Raw genomic sequence first — 17,806 nt, 5'->3', positions numbered from 1 at the left:
TGCTGCTGGCGAAATTGCTCACCGAAGCGGGCCTGCCGGACGGCGTGTTCAATGTGGTGCAGGGCGACAAGGAAGCCGTCGATGGCTTGCTGCACCACCCCGATGTGCGCGCCGTCAGCTTTGTCGGCTCCACGCCGATTGCCGAATACATCTACGCCACTGGCTGCGCGCAGGGCAAGCGCGTGCAGGCCCTGGGCGGCGCGAAAAACCATATGGTGGTGATGCCCGACGCCGATATCCCGCAAACCGTCGACGCGCTGATGGGCGCCGCCTTCGGTTCGGCCGGCGAGCGCTGCATGGCGATCTCTGTAGTGGTGGCGGTCGGCAATGTGGGCGACCAGCTGGTCGAAGCCCTGCTGCCGCGCATCGCCGAACTGAAAATCACGCAAGGCATGGACCTGGCGGCCGAAATGGGTCCGGTGGTGACGCAAGTGCACAAGGATAAAATCAGCGGCTACATCGCCACCGGCGTGAAAGAGGGCGCAAAACTGGTGGCGGACGGCCGCGGCTTTGTGCTGCCGGGCCATGAAAACGGCTTTTTCCTCGGTGGCAGCCTGTTCGACCATGTGACGCCGGAAATGACCATCTACAAGGAAGAGATCTTCGGCCCGGTGCTGTGCATCGTGCGCGTGCCGGATTTCACGACCGCGCTGGACCTGGTCAACGCCCATGAATACGGCAACGGCACGGCGATCTACACGCGCGACGGCAATACGGCGCGCGAATACACGCACCGGGTGCAGGTCGGCATGGTAGGGGTGAATGTGCCGATTCCCGTGCCGATGGCTTTTCATAGTTTCGGCGGCTGGAAACGCAGCCTGTTCGGCGACCACCATGCGCACGGCCCGGAATCGGTGCGTTTTTATACCAGGCAGAAAGCCGTCACCCAGCGCTGGCCGGCCTCGACGGCGGCCGGGGCGGAGTTTGCCATGCCGACCATGAAATAACGCAGCCGGGCTGATCAGCCCGGTTTTCATTTCTCCCTGGATATAAACAGCCGCGACTGTGCCAGGGCGGAGCTTTGCCCGCAGCCTTGCGGCTGCCCGCAACTTACCGTTGCGCCAATAAGAATTGCCACATCCGTGGCATGAAAGGAGCCCTGTTGTCATAACGGGGTTCGATAACAGAGCATCAGCAGATGCTCGTATAACAAAGGGGATAGCAGTCCATGAAAACGCAACAATCAGCAATCTTGAAAAAAGCCTTGCTCGTCACCGGCTTGATGGTGTGCAGCCAGCCGTTATTCGCTTTTGAGTATAACGGCTACTTTCGCGGCCTGACCGGCACAAACTCGTCCAAGGGTGGCCCGACCTGTTTTCAGCTGGCCGGTGCCATGAGCAAGTATCGCCTTGGCAATGAGTGCCAGGTGTATGGTGAATTTGGCCTGGGGCAGGAAGTGGCGAAAACCGATGAAGGGGCCGTCTTCAGCGCCAATATCATGTTTTCCTTTAATAACAGTAACGCTTCCTCGGATACCGACCCGGTCGGACTGCCGCAAATCTTCGTTCAGGGTGACAAGCTGCCGGAATTGAACGGCGGCAGCGCATGGATGGGGCGCAAATACTACAAGCGTGAAGCCCTGAGTCCGAATGATTTTTTCTATTGGAGTGGCCAGGGCTTCGGCGGTGGTGTGGAAGACATCAGTCTGGGCGGCACCCTGAAATTCAGCTATGCCTGGCTGCGCAAGGATAATTTGATCGCCACCACCACCGGCGGCGGCTTGCCGGCTACCGGCGCACTGGCCAGCAATGGCAGCAATTCGGCCAGCCGTCACGACTTCCAGTTGCGCGGCATCGGCACCAACCCGAACGGCTCGCTGGAAATGGGCCTGAGCTGGATCGGCAAGGACTCGTCCGCGCCACAAGCTCAATCGGGTTACGGCCTGACCGTGCAGCATCGCCAGACCGGCATCAATGGCGATGGATGGAACAAACTCGCGCTGCAGTACGGCACCGGGCCTGGTACCGGCGGCACCGATTCGGCAATCGGCGCGATCGGCAACCTGACCCACAGCAAGGATGTGAAGCGTGTGCGCGTGCTCGATGGCCTTTACACCCAGATCACGCCAAAATTCGGCGTCGAACTGGTGGCCATCTATCAGAAAGATAGCGGCCTTGCGCCAGGCCAGACCATTATCGGCGTGACCGAAAACAAAACCTGGAGCAGCCTGGGCACCCATGTCGTGTATGGTCTGACGCGCCACATCAAGGTCGGTGCCGATCTGGGATTCGACGTGGTCAAGCCTGAAAATGGCCAGACTCGCCGCATGACCAAGTTCACCATCGCACCGACCATTTCGTCCGGCCCGGGAGTCAATGCCCGTCCTGATTTGCGCCTGTTCTACACCTACGCCAAATGGAATGATGCCGCCCGCCTTGCTGCCGACGTCTCCAATGCAGGCAGCGCATTGTCGACTACCGGCGCGTTCGGCCGCGCCACTTCGGGTTCGATGCTGGGCATGCAAGTCGAAACCTGGTTTTAAGGAAGCATTGCTGTCAGAGGCATGATGGTCCTAGTGGACGGTGTTATGCATGACCGTCCTTTTGCCCTTCCGTTTGCGCGGAAGGGTTTTTTTTCCTGCAATGGAGACATGATGATTGCTACATCGAACAAGGCATGCAAGATGCCGCTTGCTTGCCTGTTACTGGTGATGGGCGCCTGCCTGTCGGGCTGTGCAAGCGTGGGAGCGCTGGTCAATGGTAGCGACGGTGGCAAGACCGTCAGGCCGGCAGCCATGGCTACGCCGGCGCAAAATATGCCTTTGGGGCCGTACAGCTTCGTGCAGCGCGTGCCCAGCGAAACTGGCGCAGCGGCCAATCAGGGGCGCACACTTGATCAAGAAGCCTTGCGCCTGGCGCTGGCGGCGTTGCAGACGAGTACGGGAAGTGCGGTGTTTTCGCCGCAACAGCTCGATCAGCTGTCGCTCCCGCTCAGCGTGGCGCTGGCAGCGTCCGCAGCGGGAGAGGATGTGACGTTTGCGGTGGCGGCGGAGCCTGACGGTTTGCGGCTGATGTCGACCTATCGCGTCAGCAGCGGCCGCGCTTTTGTCCGCGACGGCGCATTGCAACTGCTGTTAGGCCTGGTGCAGTCGCCATTCGATCTGGAACGTGTGAGCCGCCAGCCGACCAAGGTATTTTTCACCGGTAGCCGCCTGCGCCCATCGCCGGATGTGCCGGCGTTAAAAGGTGATGGCTGGCGCCGCGTCCAGCCCGCACGTGGCGACTGGCTGGAGGTGTCGCTGGAAAGCCTGCGGGCGCGCACGCCGCCGCCGCCGCTGCCAGCCAGCTTGCCTTCAGCGCAGCAGGCACCGGCGCGCGTGATAGACGATATCGAACGTCGAATGGCAACCCTTGCACGACTGCGCCAGCAGGACTTGATCAGCGAAGACGAATACCAGGAAAAGCGCCGCCTGATCCTGAACGCCTTGTAGGCATGCCAAATCGCCCCGCCTCAGTCGGTTTCTTCGCCTGGCGGGGTAATTTCCTTGATATCGGATTCCAGCCGGTAGGCCAGGGCGATGAACAGCGCCTGGCACAAACAGATGGTGCTGGTCAGCGAGCGGAAGGCAAAAGCACTGCCTTCGGTGACCGTCAGCAAGGCATCGGCCGCGCGCGCCAGAGGCGCCAGCTTGCTGTCGGTAATCACCAGCACCTTGGCGCCATTGTCCTGCGCCAGCCGCGCGCATTGCAGGGTTTCCTTGCCGTAGGGCGCGAAGCTGATGGCAATCGCCACGTCGCCCCTGCGGATGCTGCGCATCTGGTCTCGGTGCATGCCGCCCAGGCCTGAAACCAGGTGGACCCGCTTGGCCGTATGTTCCAGTGCATAAGCGATATACGAGGCGATGGGAAACGAGCGGCGTACGCCGACCACGTAAATATTGTCGGCTTGCTGCAGCAAGGTGACGGCCGCTTCCAGCTGGACGTCGTCGAGGCCGGCCGCCAGGTCGTTGAGACCGGCATAACTGGCGCCGATAAAGGCGCGCGTCATGTCGCCGGCGCTCAATTGCCGGTCGCCGTCGACGATCAGCTTGCGGATGCGCTGCTGGTAGTTCGGCGGCGCGCTCGTCTGCTCGGTATACGCCTGGCGAAACACTTCCTGCATTTCACTGAAGCCCGAATAGCCGAAGCGCTGCGCAAAGCGCACGATGGCCGACGGCTGGACATCGCAGGCGGCGGCGATGTCGCTGATGCGCTCCAACATCAGGCTGGAGCGGTGCTGCTCGACGTACTTGGCGATCAGCTTGAGCTGGCGCGACAAGCTTTCGTATTCGTTGGCGATTTGCTGTATCAGTTGGTCGATCGCGGCGACTTCAGCCATGCTTGCTCCTTCTGTTTCCATTAATATAAATTATAGGCGCGATTCTATCGCATAGAAGGAAATTTCGAATTATGCCGAATCGGCAAAAAATATTGCATTGCACGTGCGACTCCATTATCCTGCCTGCACGATGATTCAGCATCATGCACGCGTCCCGCAGGAGAACCGTTGAACAAGCGCCCAACCATGACATCGGTGGCCCAGGCCGCCGGGGTATCCGTCGCCACCGTGGACCGGGTGCTCAACAGCCGCCTGCCCGTCAAGGACGGCACCGCCGACCGCGTGGTGCTGGCGGCGCAGAAGATCGGCTATCACGCCACGGAATTGATGCGCCGGCGCCTGCTCGAACGCGCACCACTGCTGACCCTGGGCTTTTGCCTGCAAAAACAGGACGATCCGTTCTACCAGGACCTGGCTGCGGCGTTGCGCGAAGCGGCCGAACAGCATGCCGGCCTGCGCTGCGAGGCGCGGGTGGAATTCATGGACCAGCTTGTGCCGCGCCTGATCGCCGAGCGCATCCACGCCGTCGGCATGGAGGTCGACGCGTTGGCCGTGGTGGCACTCGACCATCCTTACGTCAACGAAGCCATCAATGCGTTGCGCGCGCTGGGCAAACCTGTGTTCACCTTGTTGTCGGACGTCAGCTCGCCCCTTCGCAGCGCCTACCTGGGCATCGACAACCGCAAGGCCGGGCGCACGGCTGCCTGGGCTATTGCACGCATGGCGCCGCGCGCGGGCGAAGTTGGCATCCTGATCGGCAGCCAGCGATACTTGGGCCAGGAAAGCCGCGAGAGCGGCTTTCGCTCGTATTTCCGCGAACATGCGCCCGACTTTCGCGTGCTCGAGGCACACACCAGCCTGGAAGACCAGGACCTGTCGCAGGAAACCGTGCTCGACCTGCTGGCTGCGCATCCCCGGATGGTCGGCCTGTGCGTTGCCGGCGGAGGCTCGGCCGGCGTGGTGCGCGCGCTGCGGGAAGAGATGCCGGCGCAGGGCCTGGTGGTGGTGGTCAATGAGCTGGTGCCGGTAACGCGCTCGGCACTGATCGACGGCATTGTCGACCTCGTCATCGCCACGCCGCAGCAGCGCCTGGCGCAGGCCGCCGTGCGCGCCATGGCCCTGTCATGCGACGAGCACGGCCCATCCCTGGCGGCGCCAGAGCCGCTATCCTTTGATTTGCATACGGCCGAAAGCGTCTGACTTTTGCCCCGTGCTGGCCGTGCTTGCTGGCATGTCATGGCACTGCCTGGCAAAGCTGTCTTCCAAAATATGAAATATTTTTTCTGTATTAAAATAAAACTGAAATATTTATTGCATTTTGATTTTCCATGATCTACGATGGGTATCAGCTCATGAACAGTCCTCGCAAAGAGACGTATCTGAGTGATGAATGACCATAACGATAAACAATAATGGAGACAAAATGAAACTGAGCCGCCGCATCTTCCTGGCCTTCGCCACCGCTGCCATCCTGCCTGCCAGCGCCTTCGCCCAGACGCCGTCGATTGGCGTGTCGCTGTCGGCCTTCGACACTTTTTTGACCATCGTGCGCGGCGGCATGGCCAAGGAAGCGGAGAACCAGAAGGTCAAGATCCAGTTCGAAGACGCCAACAACGATGTCGGCCGCCAGGTCAGCCAGGTTGAAAACTTCATCGCCCAGCGCGTCTCCGCGATCGTCGTCAATCCGGTCGACACGGCCGCCACCAAGCGCATTTCCGCAGCGGCCCGCAAGGCCGGCATTCCGCTGGTCTACGTAAACCGCAAGCCGGACGAAAAAATGGGTAACGGCACCGTGTTTGTCGGTTCCGATTCGCTGGTGGCCGGCCGCTTGCAGATGGAAGAGCTGGCGCGCCGCCTGAACGGCAAAGGCAATGTCGCCATCATGGTCGGCGCGCTGTCGAGCGATGCGGCGATCGATCGTACCAAGGGCGTCAAGGAAGTGGCGAAAAAATTCCCTGGCATCAAGATCGTCGAGGAACAGGTCGCCGATTTCGACCGCAAGAAGGGCATCGACCTGATGGCCAAGTGGCTCAGTACCGGCGTGAAGATCGATGCGATTGCCGCCAATAACGACGAGATGGCGCTCGGTGCGCTGATCGCCATGAAGCAAGCCAAGGTCTCGCCGAAAACCGTGCTGGTGGCCGGCGTCGACGCTACGCCCGATGCACTGTCGTCGATGAAATCGAACGAACTGGCGCTGACCGTATTCCAGGATGCCAAGGGCCAGGGCACGGGTGCCGTGCAGGCGGCCATGAAAATGGTCAAGAAAGAAAAGCTGCCCGACATGAACATGATCCCGTACGAGCTGGTAGTGCAGGACAACATCGCCAAGTACATCAGCAAGAACTGAACTCCGCGTAACAAGCGCCCGCCGCCATCAGGCGCCGGGCGCGGCAGTCAGACATTCATGTTTCAGAGGGGTTAGAGATGACATTTCACGATGCCATGGCGCCAGCCATGCCGGCGGCGGATGCGCGCGAGTATTTGCTGCAGGCATGCGATATCTGCAAGCGCTTTCCCGGCGTGGTGGCCTTGAATAAGGTCAGTTTGCGAGTGCGCGCTGGCGAGGTGCACGCGCTGATGGGCGAGAACGGCGCCGGCAAGTCGACCATGATGAAGATCCTGGCCGGCAGTTATATTCCGGACGAGGGCACGCTGACCTTCCGCGGCAAGCGCCTGAAGCTGCGCTCGCCGCGCGAAGCGCTCGATCACGGCATTGCCATGATCCACCAGGAGTTGAACCTGCTGCCCGACATGACGGTGGCGGAGAATATCTGGATCGGCCGCGAACCGGTCAATGCCTTCGGCATCGTCAACCACGCCAGGCTGAACCAGGACACGCGCGATCTGCTGGGTCGTCTGAATATCGCGGTCGATCCCGAATGCATGCTGGGCGAGCTGAGCATCGCCAACCGGCAGATGATCGAAATCGCCAAGGCCGTTTCCTACGAGTCGCAAGTGCTGATCATGGACGAGCCTACCTCGGCCATCACGGAAAAAGAAGTCGAGCACCTGTTCGACATCATCGCCAGCCTGAAGCGCGCCGGCAAGGCCATCATCTATATTACCCACAAGATGAACGAGGTGTTTCGTATCGCCGATGACATCACGATTTTGCGCGACGGCTGCCATATCCTGACCGAGCCGGCCGCCAGCATGAACGCCAATTCGCTGATCTCGGCGATGGTCGGGCGCGAGATGGACCAGGTCTTTCCCAAGGGCCACGCCGAGATCGGCGCGGTAGCGCTGTCGCTGCGCGGCCTGTCCCGCAAAGGCTGGTTTAACGACGTCAGTTTCGACGTGCGTTATGGCGAGATCGTCGGCCTGGCCGGCCTGATGGGCGCGGGCCGCACCGAAGTGATGGAGTCGCTGTTCGGCATCGACCCGCCCGATTCCGGTCAGATTTTTATCGACGGCAAACCCGAGCGTTTCCGCACGCCCAAGCAGGCGATCCACGCCGGCCTGGCGTTGCTGACCGAAGACCGCAAGAAATCGGGCCTGTTCCTGGGCCTCGATGTGGCCAGCAATATGGATATCACCGTGCTGTCCGACTACACCTGGTGCGGCTTCGTGCAGCAGAAAAAACTCGATGCGGCCTGCCACGACATGAGCCGCCGCCTGAAGATCAAGACACCGAACTTGCAGGAAATTATCGGCAACCTCAGTGGCGGCAACCAGCAAAAGGCGCTGATCGCGCGCTGGCTGCTGAACCACCCGCGCATCCTGATCCTCGACGAGCCGACGCGCGGCGTCGATGTCGGCGCCAAGGCCGAGATCCACAAGCTGGTCACGGAACTGGCGCAGGCCGGTGCAGCCATCATTCTGATTTCATCCGAACTGCCCGAAGTGATGGGCATGAGCGACCGCGTCATCGTGATGCACGAAGGCCAGGTCAGCGGCGAGGTAATGCGCGCCGACTTTAGCCAGGAAGGCATTCTGTCGCTCGCTTCCGGCGTCGTGCCGGCGCCGCCCCCGGCGCCCACATTTCAATAAAAATCATCCGTCAAGCAGGAGACATCCATCATGCAATCGCAACAAGCCATTCTTACCGACGCGGTCAAGCCGCCCCTCCAGCGCGCCTTCAAATGGCCGCCCGAACTGGGCATCCTGTGCGTGCTGCTGGGCATCGCGCTGGCCTTCGAACTGCTGGGCTGGTATTTCCGCGGCCAGAGCTTTCTCGGCAACCCCACCGGTTTGCTGATCATGATCTTGCAGGTGTCCGAGATCGGCCTGATCGCCATCGGCGTGACCATCATCATCATCACAGGCGGCATTGACCTGTCGTCCGGCTCGGTAGTGGCGCTGGCGGCCATGGTGGCGGCCAGCCTGGCGCAATCGTCCGAGGCCTCACGCGCCATCTACCCCGGTTTGCTGGACCTGCCGGTGCTGCTGCCGGTGCTGGCCGGCTTGTCGGTAGGCGCCATGGTGGGCCTGATCAACGGTAGCCTGATCGTCAAGACGGGCGTGCCGGCCTTTATCGTTACGCTCGGCATGATGGTGTCGGCGCGCGGCCTGGCCAAGCTCTACACGCACGGCCAGCCAGTGAGCACCCTGACCGACAGCTATAGCTGGATCGGCTCGGGCGCCAATCCAGTGATCATTTTCCTGGTCACGGCGCTGTTCTTCCATATCTTGCTGCGCTATACGCGTTTTGGCAAGCGCACTTATGCGATCGGGGGCAATCCGGTAGCGGCGCGCGTGTCGGGCATCAATATCCAGCGCCACCTGGTGATCGTCTATACCATCGCCGGCGTGCTGGCCGGGGTGGCCGCGGTGATCGGCTCGGCGCGTGCCCAGACCGGCCAGTCCGGCATGGGCGTGTCGTATGAACTCGATGCGATCGCCGCCGCCGTCATTGGCGGCACCAGCCTGTCGGGCGGCGTGGGCCGCATCACGGGCACCGTCATCGGCGCGCTGATTCTGGGCGTGATCGCCAGCGGCTTTACCTTCCTCGGGGTCGATTCCTATTTCCAGGAAGTGATCAAGGGCGCCATTATCGTCATCGCGGTGGTCGCCGACCAGATCCGCAAACAGAAGAAGCGCTGATCATGGACGCCCTCGCTACCCCATCGGCGCATGCCGGCATGGTCATCATCGGCGCCGGCCACTGCGGCGGGCGCGCCGCGCTGGCCTTGCGCAACTTGGGCTGGACCGGCGCCATCACCGTCATCGGCGACGAGCCGCTGGCACCCTACGAACGCCCGCCACTGTCGAAATCGGTGCTGTCCGGCGAGACTGGCATGGACGCCATGCAGCTGGCCGCAGTTGACGCCTGGCACGAGGCCGGCGTCACCCTGCGCCTGGGCTGCCGCGTGAACGCCATCGACCGCGCCGCGCGCTCGATCACCCTGGACGATGGCGGCACCATCGCCTACCGCAGCCTGCTGCTGGCTACCGGCGGCGCGGCGCGCACCTTGTCGATACCGGGCGCGCAGCATCCGCGCGTATTGTCGTTGCGCACCCATGCCGATGCGCTGGCTCTGCGCGACCATCTGCGCCCCGGCGCGCGGGTCGTGCTGGTCGGCGGCGGCTTTATCGGCCTGGAAGTGGCGGCCAGCGCGCGCGAGGCGGGGTGCGACGTGGAGCTGGTCGAAGGCGCGCCGCGCCTGCTGGGCCGCGCCGTGCCCGAATCGGTGGCCAGCCTGGTGCAGGCCCTGCACCAGGCGCGCGGCACGCGCATCCGCTGCGGCGCGCAGCCGGTCGAGATCGTGCAGCGCGACGACGGCAGGCTGGCGTTGCTGCTGGCCGACGGCAGCACGCTGGTGGCCGACGTGATCGTGGCCGGTATCGGCATGGCGCCGCGCCTGGAACTGGCGCGCGCCTGCGGGCTCGACGTCGAGCACGGCATCGTGGTCGATCGCCATTTGCAAACGAGCGACGCGGCTATTTTCGCCGCTGGCGACGTATGCCAGTTCCCTTCAAGTCTATCGGGCCTGGCGATGCGCCAGGAAACCTGGCATAACGCCGAAACCCAGGCCTGCGTGGCGGCGGCCAATATGCTGGGCGCGGCCAGCGCCTATGGCGAGTCGCCGTGGTTCTGGTCCGACCAGTACGACCATACCTTGCAGGTGTCGGGCGAGCCGGCGCTGGCGGCCAGCTGCGTGAGCCGCGTGCCGGGCGAAGGCGCGCTGCTGTTGTTTTTTCTGGGCCGGGATGGCGTGCTGGTTGGTGCCAGCGGTTTCGGCCCGGCCAGCGTCGTCACGCGCGACCTGAAGATCATGCGCAAGCTGGTCGAAGGGCGCGTCCGGCTTGATCCCGCAGTGCTGGCCGATGCGGCCCAGCCGCTCAAGAAACTGCTGTCGATGATGAAGGAGGCGGCATGACCGGCAAGCGGCTGATGGCCATCGGCATCAATATCGATGGCGTACTGGAACATGATGGCTTACCGGCGCTGTCGTTCGATGAGCGTTTTGCGCGCGTGGCCAAGGCAGGCGTCTTCGATTACGCCGAAGTGAACCTGTGGCCGGGCGACGACGTGCTGCCCGTGATCCGCGCCAGCGAACGCCATGGCGTGCCGATCGGCGTGATGGGCGGCATATTTTGCCTCGGCGACGACACGCTGCCGGAATATGCGGCGCGCAACGGCGAAGCGGCCGCGCTGGGCTGCCGCGTGTTCAACTGCCAGGTGTTTGCGCGAGACCAAGCCGGCGTTGCCTTGACCTTACAGCGCATGGGCGAGTTTTATCTGCGCCTGATGGATATTGGCGTGCGCAGCGGTTGCCTGCCGTCGCTGGAAGTGCATGTCGACATGTGGACCGAGCAGTTCGGCCGGGTCGCCGAACTGGGCGACTGGCTGGAACGGCGCGGCGTGCCGCTGCGCCTGACGCTCGACCATTCCCATCTGCTTTTCAAGCTGGACAACCAGGAAGAACTGACGCTGTCCGGCCTGGCGGGACTTGACGATGGTGGCCATGCGCTGCTGCATCCCGATAGCGCCACCAGCCTGTACGCGCAATGGCTGGCGCGGGGCTGGGTCGTCCACGCGCATGCGCGCAGTGTGCAGTCGCCGGGCATGCCGAATCCCTGGATGCGGCGTGGCGAACTGGCGGGACGTGGCATCCAGTATCCGTTCACCGCACCGGCACCGGGCAGCTATCACGGCCCATGGGACGAGTCCGAACTGGCGCCGTGGAAGCTGGCGGTGACGCAATTGCTGGCCTGGAAAAAGGCCCGTCGCAGCAGCCCCCTGGCGCAAATCAGCTGCGAATTCATCCCGTTTGCCGATTACGGCGGCGCCACCCGCTATTCCATTCTTGAGCAAAACGTCGCCTGCGCCCGCTGGCTGGCGCAGCTGCAGCGAGCCTGATCCAACCCGCTTTCTTCGCTTTGCCACTTCGCTACCATAAGGACATACCATGGGTCTCTCGATCAAATCGCGCCTGCTTGGCGTTATCGCATTCCTGTCGCTGCTGGTCGTGGCCATTGGCGTGCTGGGTTTATACGGCATGGGGCGCAGCAATGAGGGCCTGAAAACCGTGTATGAAAACCGCACCCTCGCGCTGGAAAAAGTCACCGGCATCGAAAGCGCGTTGTACCTGAACCAGCTGGTCCTGGCGTCGATGCTGCAGGATCCTCGCGCCGACAAGGTGCAGGAAGGTAGCGCCCTGGTCGGCAGGCGCATCGCCGAGATGAAGCGCAACTGGCAAGCCTACCTGGCGGGCGGCTTGAGTCCGGAAGAAAAAGTATTGGCTGACAAGTTCGATGCCAGCCGCAGCCGCCTGGAGAAAGAATCGCTGCTGCCGGCGATTGCCGCGCTGGTCGATGGCCGACCGTATGCGGCGACCATGATCGGCAAGGAAACCGAAGCGCTGTCGCAGACGGTGGCGCAGAACGTGGCGGCGTTACGCAACCTGGAGGTGACGTTGGCACGCACCGAATACGAACATAGCCTGCAACGCCACGACGGCATCTTGCTGAGCATGGCGGCCAGCATCGTGATTGGCCTGCTGCTGGCGGCGGTGGTGGCGTTTTTCCTGGTGCGCGGCATCCTGCGGCCGTTGAACGCGGCCGTGGTCAGCGCCCGCCGCGTGGCTGGCGGCGACCTGAGCGCCGGCGCCGGGCGCCATGGCCGCGATGAAATCGGCCAACTGCTGCGCGCCATCGACGAGATGAGCGCGGGCCTGGCCGTGATCGTGGGTGAAGTGCGGCGCGGCACCGAGGCTATCGGCCACGCCTCCGGTGAAATCGCCGCCGGCAACCTGGACCTGTCTGGCCGCACCGAAGCCCAGGCCAGCAGCCTGCAGCAGACGGCCGCCGCGATGGAAGAATTGACGGGCGCCGTGCGCAAGAATGCGGCCAGCGCGCGCGAGGCCAATGCGCTGGCGGCGACCGCCTCGGCGGTGGCCGAGAAAAGCGGCGCCGTAGTGTCGCAGGTGGTCGGCACCATGGCGGCGATCGACGCCTCGTCGCGCAAGATCGCCGACATCATCGTGGAGATCGATAGCATCGCCTTCCAGACCAATCTGCTGGCGCTGAATGCGGCCGTCGAAGCGGCCCGCGCGGGCGAGGACGGCCGTGGCTTTGCAGTGGTGGCCAACGAGGTGCGCGCCCTGGCCCAGCGTTCTACCACGGCGGCGCGTTCGATCAAGGCGCTGATCGGCGATTCGGTGGAAAAGGTGGGAGCCGGTAATGTGCTGGTCATCCAGGCTGGTGGCAGCATGCGCGAAGTGCTTGACAGCGTGGCGCAGATGACGCGCATTATGGCCGAAATCACCAGCGCCAGCCAGGAGCAGAGCCTGGGCATCGAACAAGTTAACATGGCGATCTCGCAGATGGATGAAACCACGCAGCAGAACGCCGCGCTGGTGGAGCAGGCGGCCGCCACCGCGCAGGCCATGCGTGACCAAGCCGGCGAACTGCGCCGGGTGGTTGGTACTTTCAGGCTGGAGCGCGAGGACGATCAGGCCGCGATGGTGCGCCCCCTGGTCGGTGGAGCGGCCATGATGCGCCTTTTGTGAGGTCATAACAAGAGGGCAATCGAGGGCAATCGCGCCGGAGCTTGCGCGACTGAGGTCCCCTGATTATTTTGGACACGCCAGGTTGCTAAACTTCACCAACTGGAGAGCTTGTGACACGTTCAAAAACCTACATACCCGAGCTTCGGGGGAGATGCGGTAAACTGGTTCTGATCCAAGATCTGACGCTGCATTGCGTCTGTAGTGGTCACCCCATGCCGGACACTACGTTAAGTTTTTCTTCGGCGACAGCCGATAGGAGGCACACTAGACTGCCACCGGCGAATGGCCTTATCCCACCTCTCGAACTGATCCGTAAAAACGCCAAATAATCTTCATTTCAGTTTCCAGAAGTGTGGCTGCCACTGCCGCTCAATTATCGACCTCGAATCCACCAACCTACCCACGCGCAGCCCCAGAATCTCGCGGTAATCCACCAGCCAACCCCATCCATAGACGGCCAATCAAGCCGCTGAGCTCAGCAATACAAAATTAACCAAAACAACGGTCAGCAGCAAAATTTCCTCTGGTTTTAGCGTTGCTCCTGATGCAATTTTTAGGCTAAAATCGGGGTTTTGAAGGAACATGTTGATTCTAAAGGCAAAAAACGGCCTGCAAAGCCGTTTAGACGGGTTCGATTCCCGTCCTCGCCTCCAGATGAAAAAAATAGCCCACTTTCGAGTCCAATGCCGTTCAGTTAGCTCGCCTACGCTGTCAGGAACCTCGCAAAACGGATTGAGGCCTCGGTCTCCAGCACAGGCCCACCGGGCCAAGCGGGTCCGAAAAATGTCGAGGGCAAGGCGCAGCGACGAAGACAGTACGCATGGTCGGCCAGGAGCTGCAACGCCGCCATCGGCATTTTCTCGGACTCGCGTCTCCGGCCCGCCGTTTCTACGTTTTTAGGCCTTACGCATTTAATGCATCAGACAGCTTAACTGAACGGCATTACCACTTTCGAGTCGGCTATTTTCGTATGGGCGCGGCATAAGCCTTGCGCCTTTTCAGTTCAGGACGATGGGCGCCCGCCTGATGTGGTTTTCCTGTACCGTTGTCTGCAATCGAGGCCGTGGTGCTGGCTTATCTCGGCTCTCTTTCATCTCAACCAGGCGGCAGCGATGCCGACATGCAGAACAAGGAATGACATGACCCGCCGCTTCAAACAGATCGACGTGTTTACATCCGTCCCTCTCAAAGGTAATCCGCTTGCCGTGATCCTCGACGCTGACGGACTCGGTGACGAGCAGATGCAGTCGATCGCCCGCTGGACCAACCTGTCCGAAACCACCTTCGTGCTGCCGGCCAGCGACCCTGCGGCCGATTACCGCGTGCGCATTTTCACGACCCAGGAAGAATTTCCGTTTGCCGGCCATCCTACCCTGGGCACAGCCCATGCGCTGCTGGAAGCGGGGTTGCAGCCGAAGACGCCCGGCGTGCTGGTGCAGCAGTGCGGCATCGGCCTGGTGCCGGTACGCATGGCCGCCAATGGCGAGCATGGCGCGCTGGGATTTCGCGCGCCGCCAGCGCAGCTCGATGCCATGGAGATTGGCTTGTTGCCGCTGCTGCAAGCGACCCTGGGCATCGGCAGTTTGCCGGCGCAGCATCCACCGGTGGTCGCCAACATGGGCATCTGCTGGCTGGTGGTGCGCCTGGCCTCGGCTGCGGATTGCCTGGCCGTGGTGCCGGACGGCGTGGCGCTGGCCGAACTGATGCGGCGCAGCGCCAGCGATGGCGTGGCGATCTACGGCGCCCATGCCGCGGGCGGCCCGGCCGGGCTGGAAGTGCGTGCGTTCACGGTGGAAAACGGCATGCTGCTGGAAGACCCGGTCACCGGCAGCGCCAATGCCTGCATTGCCCGCTTGCTGCCGGGCCAGGATTACCGCGTGCGGCAGGGCACGGCAATCGGCCGCGATGGCCGCGTCACGGTGGTCCATGATGCCGATGGGCCGTGGATCTGCGGGCAGTCGGTGACCATCATCGACGGCACGCTGACATGCTGAGTGATAAAAAAGAGCGCCTTGCCAGCGAGCTTGTCATCGACTTGTCTTACGGCGTCGCAAGCCCCTTGACCACCGCCGGACGCTCGACGAAGCGCGCCAGCGCGCGCTGCACGTTCGGATACTGATCGGTGCCCAGCAACTCGGCCGCTTCGTAATAGCCGCTGAGGATGCGCACCCACGGAAAAATCGCGATATCGGCGATCGTGTATTGCTCGCCCATGATCCAGTCGCGGCCCGCCAGGCGCTGTTCCAGCACGGCCAGCAGGCGCTTCGCTTCCGTCACATAGCGCTGCAAGGGGCGTTTGTCTTCGTATTCCTTGCCGGCAAAGCGGTGAAAGAATCCCACCTGGCCGAACATCGGGCCGACGCCGCCCATCTGGAACATCAGCCACTGGATGGTCTCGTGGCGCAGCGCGGCGTCCGCCGGCAGGAACTTGCCGGTTTTTTCCGCCAGGTACAGCAAAATCGCGCCCGACTCGAACAAGGCCAGCGGCTTTCCGCCCGGGCCGGCCGGGTCGATGATGGCCGGAATCTTGTTGTTCGGGTTCAGTGACAGAAAGGCCGGCGACAGCACGCCATCCTGGTCGAGGGTGACGCGGTGGGCTTCATAGGGCAGGGCGGTTTCTTCCAGCATGATGGAGACCTTGACGCCGTTCGGCGTGGCCAGCGAATAGAGCTGCAGGCGCTCGGGGTGGGCCGCTGGCCATTTTTCGGTAATCGGGAAATCGGCAAGACTGTGCATGGTGGTAAGCTCCGCAAGAGTGGAATCGGGTGATATGCCGGTATTTTCGCCGATCTGCGCCGCCGGCGCAGGCGATGATGATGGCATGGCGCATCTTGTATAATGCCGGCTGGCCCAGCAGCGCCGCCCGGCGCGCGGTTTATCGTCCCACTCCGCCATACCGATGTAGTCATTGATCTTCCAGCCGTCAACGCCACACGCCGGTTTCCCCTGTGAAACTGACGCCTGCCTGCGCCTCGACGCACCGCACCGGCGCCCTCACTGTTACAACCCTGGATAGTTCAATGATCAACGCAGCGTTTCGGGCCGAATGGTTCCCGAATATACAAAAGAATTTTCTGGCCGGCCTCACTACCTCGTTTGCCCTGGTGCCCGAGTGCATCGCCTTTGCCCTGGTGGCCCAGCTCAATCCGCTCATGGGCCTGTATGGCGCCTTTATCATCTGCGCCATGACGGCCGTGTTTGGTGGACGCCCCGGCATGATTTCGGGCGCTGCCGGCTCGATGGCGGTGGTGATCGTGGCGCTGGTGGCCCAGCATGGCGTGCAATACCTGCTGGCAACGGTGGTGCTCAGTGGAATTATCATGGCGCTGTTCGGCATCTTGCGCCTCGGTAAATTGATCCGCATGGTGCCGCATCCGGTGATGCTGGGCTTTGTGAACGGCCTGGCCATCGTGATTGCCATGGCGCAGCTTGAACATTTTCGCCAGCATACGCCGCAAGGCCATGGCTGGCTGCAAGGCACGCCGCTGGCCGTGATGTGCGCGCTGGTGGCGCTGACCATGGCCATCGTCTACCTGCTGCCGCGGCTGACCAAAGCCGTGCCGCCGGCGCTGGTGGCCATCCTGGGCGTGGGCGTGCTCAGCTATACGCTGCAGCTGCCGACGCGCACCCTCGGCGACCTGGCGCATATCGCCGGCGGCTTGCCGTCGCTGCATTTCCCCACCGTGCCGTTCGATGGCGAGACCTTGCGCATCATTTTTCCGTATGCGGCGCTGATGGCCATGGTGGGCCTGCTGGAAACGTTATTGACGTTTAACCTGACCGATGAAATGACGGAGACGCGCGGCCAGCCCAACCGCGAATGCGTGGCCCTCGGTGCGTCGAACGTGGTGTCGGGCCTGTTCGGCGGCATGGGCGGCTGCGCCATGATCGGCCAGACCATGATCAATCTGAGCTCTGGCGGCCGTTCGCGCCTGTCGGGCATGACCAGCGGCGTGATGATCTTGTTGTTCATCCTGTTCCTGTCGCCGCTGATCGAGCGCATTCCGCTGGCGGCGCTGGTGGGCGTGATGTTCGTGGTGGCGCAGGAAACATTTGCCTGGGGTTCGCTGCGCGTGCTGGGCAAGGTGCCGAAACAGGATGCGCTGGTGATCGTCGCCGTCACCATCATCACGGTGTTGACCGACCTGGCGATGGCGGTGGTGTGCGGCATTATTATCGCGGCGCTCAATTTTGCCTGGCAACATGCGCGCGAAATGCGCGCCGAGATCGATGACAGCACGGCCGGCGAGCGCGTCTACCTGCCGCACGGCACTTTGTTCTTTGCCTCGACCGCGCATTTCCAGGAACTGTTCCAGCCCGCTGCCGACCCGGCGCGCGTGGTGCTCGATTGCAAGCATCTGCACATGGCCGACCATTCGGCGATCGCCGCGCTGGAAAGTCTGTACGAACGCTATGCGCGGGCCGGCAAGCATCTGCAGGTGCGGCATTTATCGAAGCGCAATGAAGCGCTGCTGGCGCGCGCCGGTGTCGACGTGGGCATGGCCTGATGTTGATCAACAATTTAGGGAATA

At 62.5% G+C, this 17,806-nt stretch carries 14 protein-coding genes; 12 read left to right on the top strand and 2 right to left on the bottom strand.

Annotation, left to right across the window (positions count from 1 at the left end; translation table 11 throughout):
* The 3 genes from ASR47_RS10695 to ASR47_RS10685 all read left to right on the top strand — a co-directional run.
* Positions 1–947: aldehyde dehydrogenase family protein (locus ASR47_RS10695; protein ID WP_150127753.1), on the top strand; the 947-nt coding region annotated here is incomplete at its 5' end.
* Between the two features lie 221 nt (positions 948–1,168).
* Entirely contained in the window at positions 1,169–2,482 is a 1,314-nt protein-coding gene (locus tag ASR47_RS10690; RefSeq protein ID WP_065307745.1) for a maltoporin, read from the top strand.
* 108 nt (positions 2,483–2,590) lie between these two features.
* Complete coding sequence (locus ASR47_RS10685) at positions 2,591–3,430, top strand: SHOCT domain-containing protein (protein ID WP_150127752.1); 840 nt, start codon at positions 2,591–2,593, stop codon at positions 3,428–3,430.
* A gap of 20 nt (positions 3,431–3,450) precedes the next feature.
* Here ASR47_RS10685 and ASR47_RS10680 read toward each other — a convergent pair whose 3' ends face one another.
* Complete coding sequence (locus ASR47_RS10680) at positions 3,451–4,317, bottom strand: MurR/RpiR family transcriptional regulator (RefSeq protein WP_065307743.1); 867 nt, start codon at positions 4,315–4,317, stop codon at positions 3,451–3,453.
* A gap of 168 nt (positions 4,318–4,485) precedes the next feature.
* Between ASR47_RS10680 and ASR47_RS10675 the strand changes: the two genes are divergently transcribed.
* The 8 genes from ASR47_RS10675 (at position 4,486) to ASR47_RS10640 (ending at position 15,268) form a co-directional block, all read left to right on the top strand.
* On the top strand, positions 4,486–5,517 hold the full coding sequence (locus ASR47_RS10675; RefSeq protein WP_065307742.1) for a LacI family DNA-binding transcriptional regulator: 1,032 nt from the start codon (positions 4,486–4,488) through the stop codon (positions 5,515–5,517).
* A gap of 223 nt (positions 5,518–5,740) precedes the next feature.
* Positions 5,741–6,667 carry a sugar ABC transporter substrate-binding protein gene (locus ASR47_RS10670; RefSeq protein ID WP_065307741.1) on the top strand — a complete coding sequence of 309 codons (927 nt, stop codon included), beginning with the start codon at positions 5,741–5,743 and terminating at the stop codon, positions 6,665–6,667.
* Positions 6,668–6,744: 77 nt separating this feature from the next.
* Positions 6,745–8,310 (top strand): sugar ABC transporter ATP-binding protein, encoded by a 1,566-nt coding sequence (locus tag ASR47_RS10665; protein WP_065307740.1) that lies wholly within the window; start codon positions 6,745–6,747, stop codon positions 8,308–8,310.
* A 30-nt stretch (positions 8,311–8,340) separates the two neighbouring features.
* Complete coding sequence (locus ASR47_RS10660; protein WP_065307739.1) at positions 8,341–9,363, top strand: ABC transporter permease; 1,023 nt, start codon at positions 8,341–8,343, stop codon at positions 9,361–9,363.
* A 2-nt stretch (positions 9,364–9,365) separates the two neighbouring features.
* Complete coding sequence (locus tag ASR47_RS10655; RefSeq protein ID WP_065307738.1) at positions 9,366–10,640, top strand: NAD(P)/FAD-dependent oxidoreductase; 1,275 nt, start codon at positions 9,366–9,368, stop codon at positions 10,638–10,640.
* The gene (locus ASR47_RS10650; protein ID WP_245714319.1) at positions 10,637–11,623 is read left to right on the top strand and encodes a xylose isomerase; all 987 of its coding nucleotides are present in this window, start codon (positions 10,637–10,639) and stop codon (positions 11,621–11,623) included. Before ASR47_RS10655 ends, ASR47_RS10650 begins: the two co-directional genes overlap by 4 nt.
* 49 nt (positions 11,624–11,672) lie before the next feature.
* Positions 11,673–13,274, top strand: coding sequence for a methyl-accepting chemotaxis protein (locus tag ASR47_RS28150; RefSeq protein ID WP_065307737.1), 1,602 nt, complete (start codon positions 11,673–11,675; stop codon positions 13,272–13,274).
* 1,112 nt (positions 13,275–14,386) lie between these two features.
* Positions 14,387–15,268, top strand: coding sequence for a PhzF family phenazine biosynthesis protein (locus ASR47_RS10640; protein ID WP_425402728.1), 882 nt, complete (start codon positions 14,387–14,389; stop codon positions 15,266–15,268).
* A 46-nt stretch (positions 15,269–15,314) separates the two neighbouring features.
* Here the strand turns inward: ASR47_RS10640 and ASR47_RS10635 are convergent, their stop codons facing one another.
* On the bottom strand, positions 15,315–16,010 hold the full coding sequence (locus tag ASR47_RS10635; RefSeq protein WP_065307735.1) for a glutathione binding-like protein: 696 nt from the start codon (positions 16,008–16,010) through the stop codon (positions 15,315–15,317).
* Positions 16,011–16,294: 284 nt separating this feature from the next.
* Here ASR47_RS10635 and ASR47_RS10630 point away from each other — a divergent pair, with 284 nt between their 5' ends.
* Positions 16,295–17,782 carry a SulP family inorganic anion transporter gene (locus ASR47_RS10630; protein WP_065307734.1) on the top strand — a complete coding sequence of 496 codons (1,488 nt, stop codon included), beginning with the start codon at positions 16,295–16,297 and terminating at the stop codon, positions 17,780–17,782.
* Positions 17,783–17,806 lie beyond the last annotated feature (24 nt).

The organism is Janthinobacterium psychrotolerans (genome assembly GCF_001677885.1).
In the GTDB taxonomy this organism is placed as follows: domain Bacteria; phylum Pseudomonadota; class Gammaproteobacteria; order Burkholderiales; family Burkholderiaceae_D; genus Janthinobacterium; species Janthinobacterium psychrotolerans.
The sequence above is the reverse complement of the archived record's forward strand: the minus strand, read 5'-3'. Positions and strand labels throughout refer to the sequence as shown.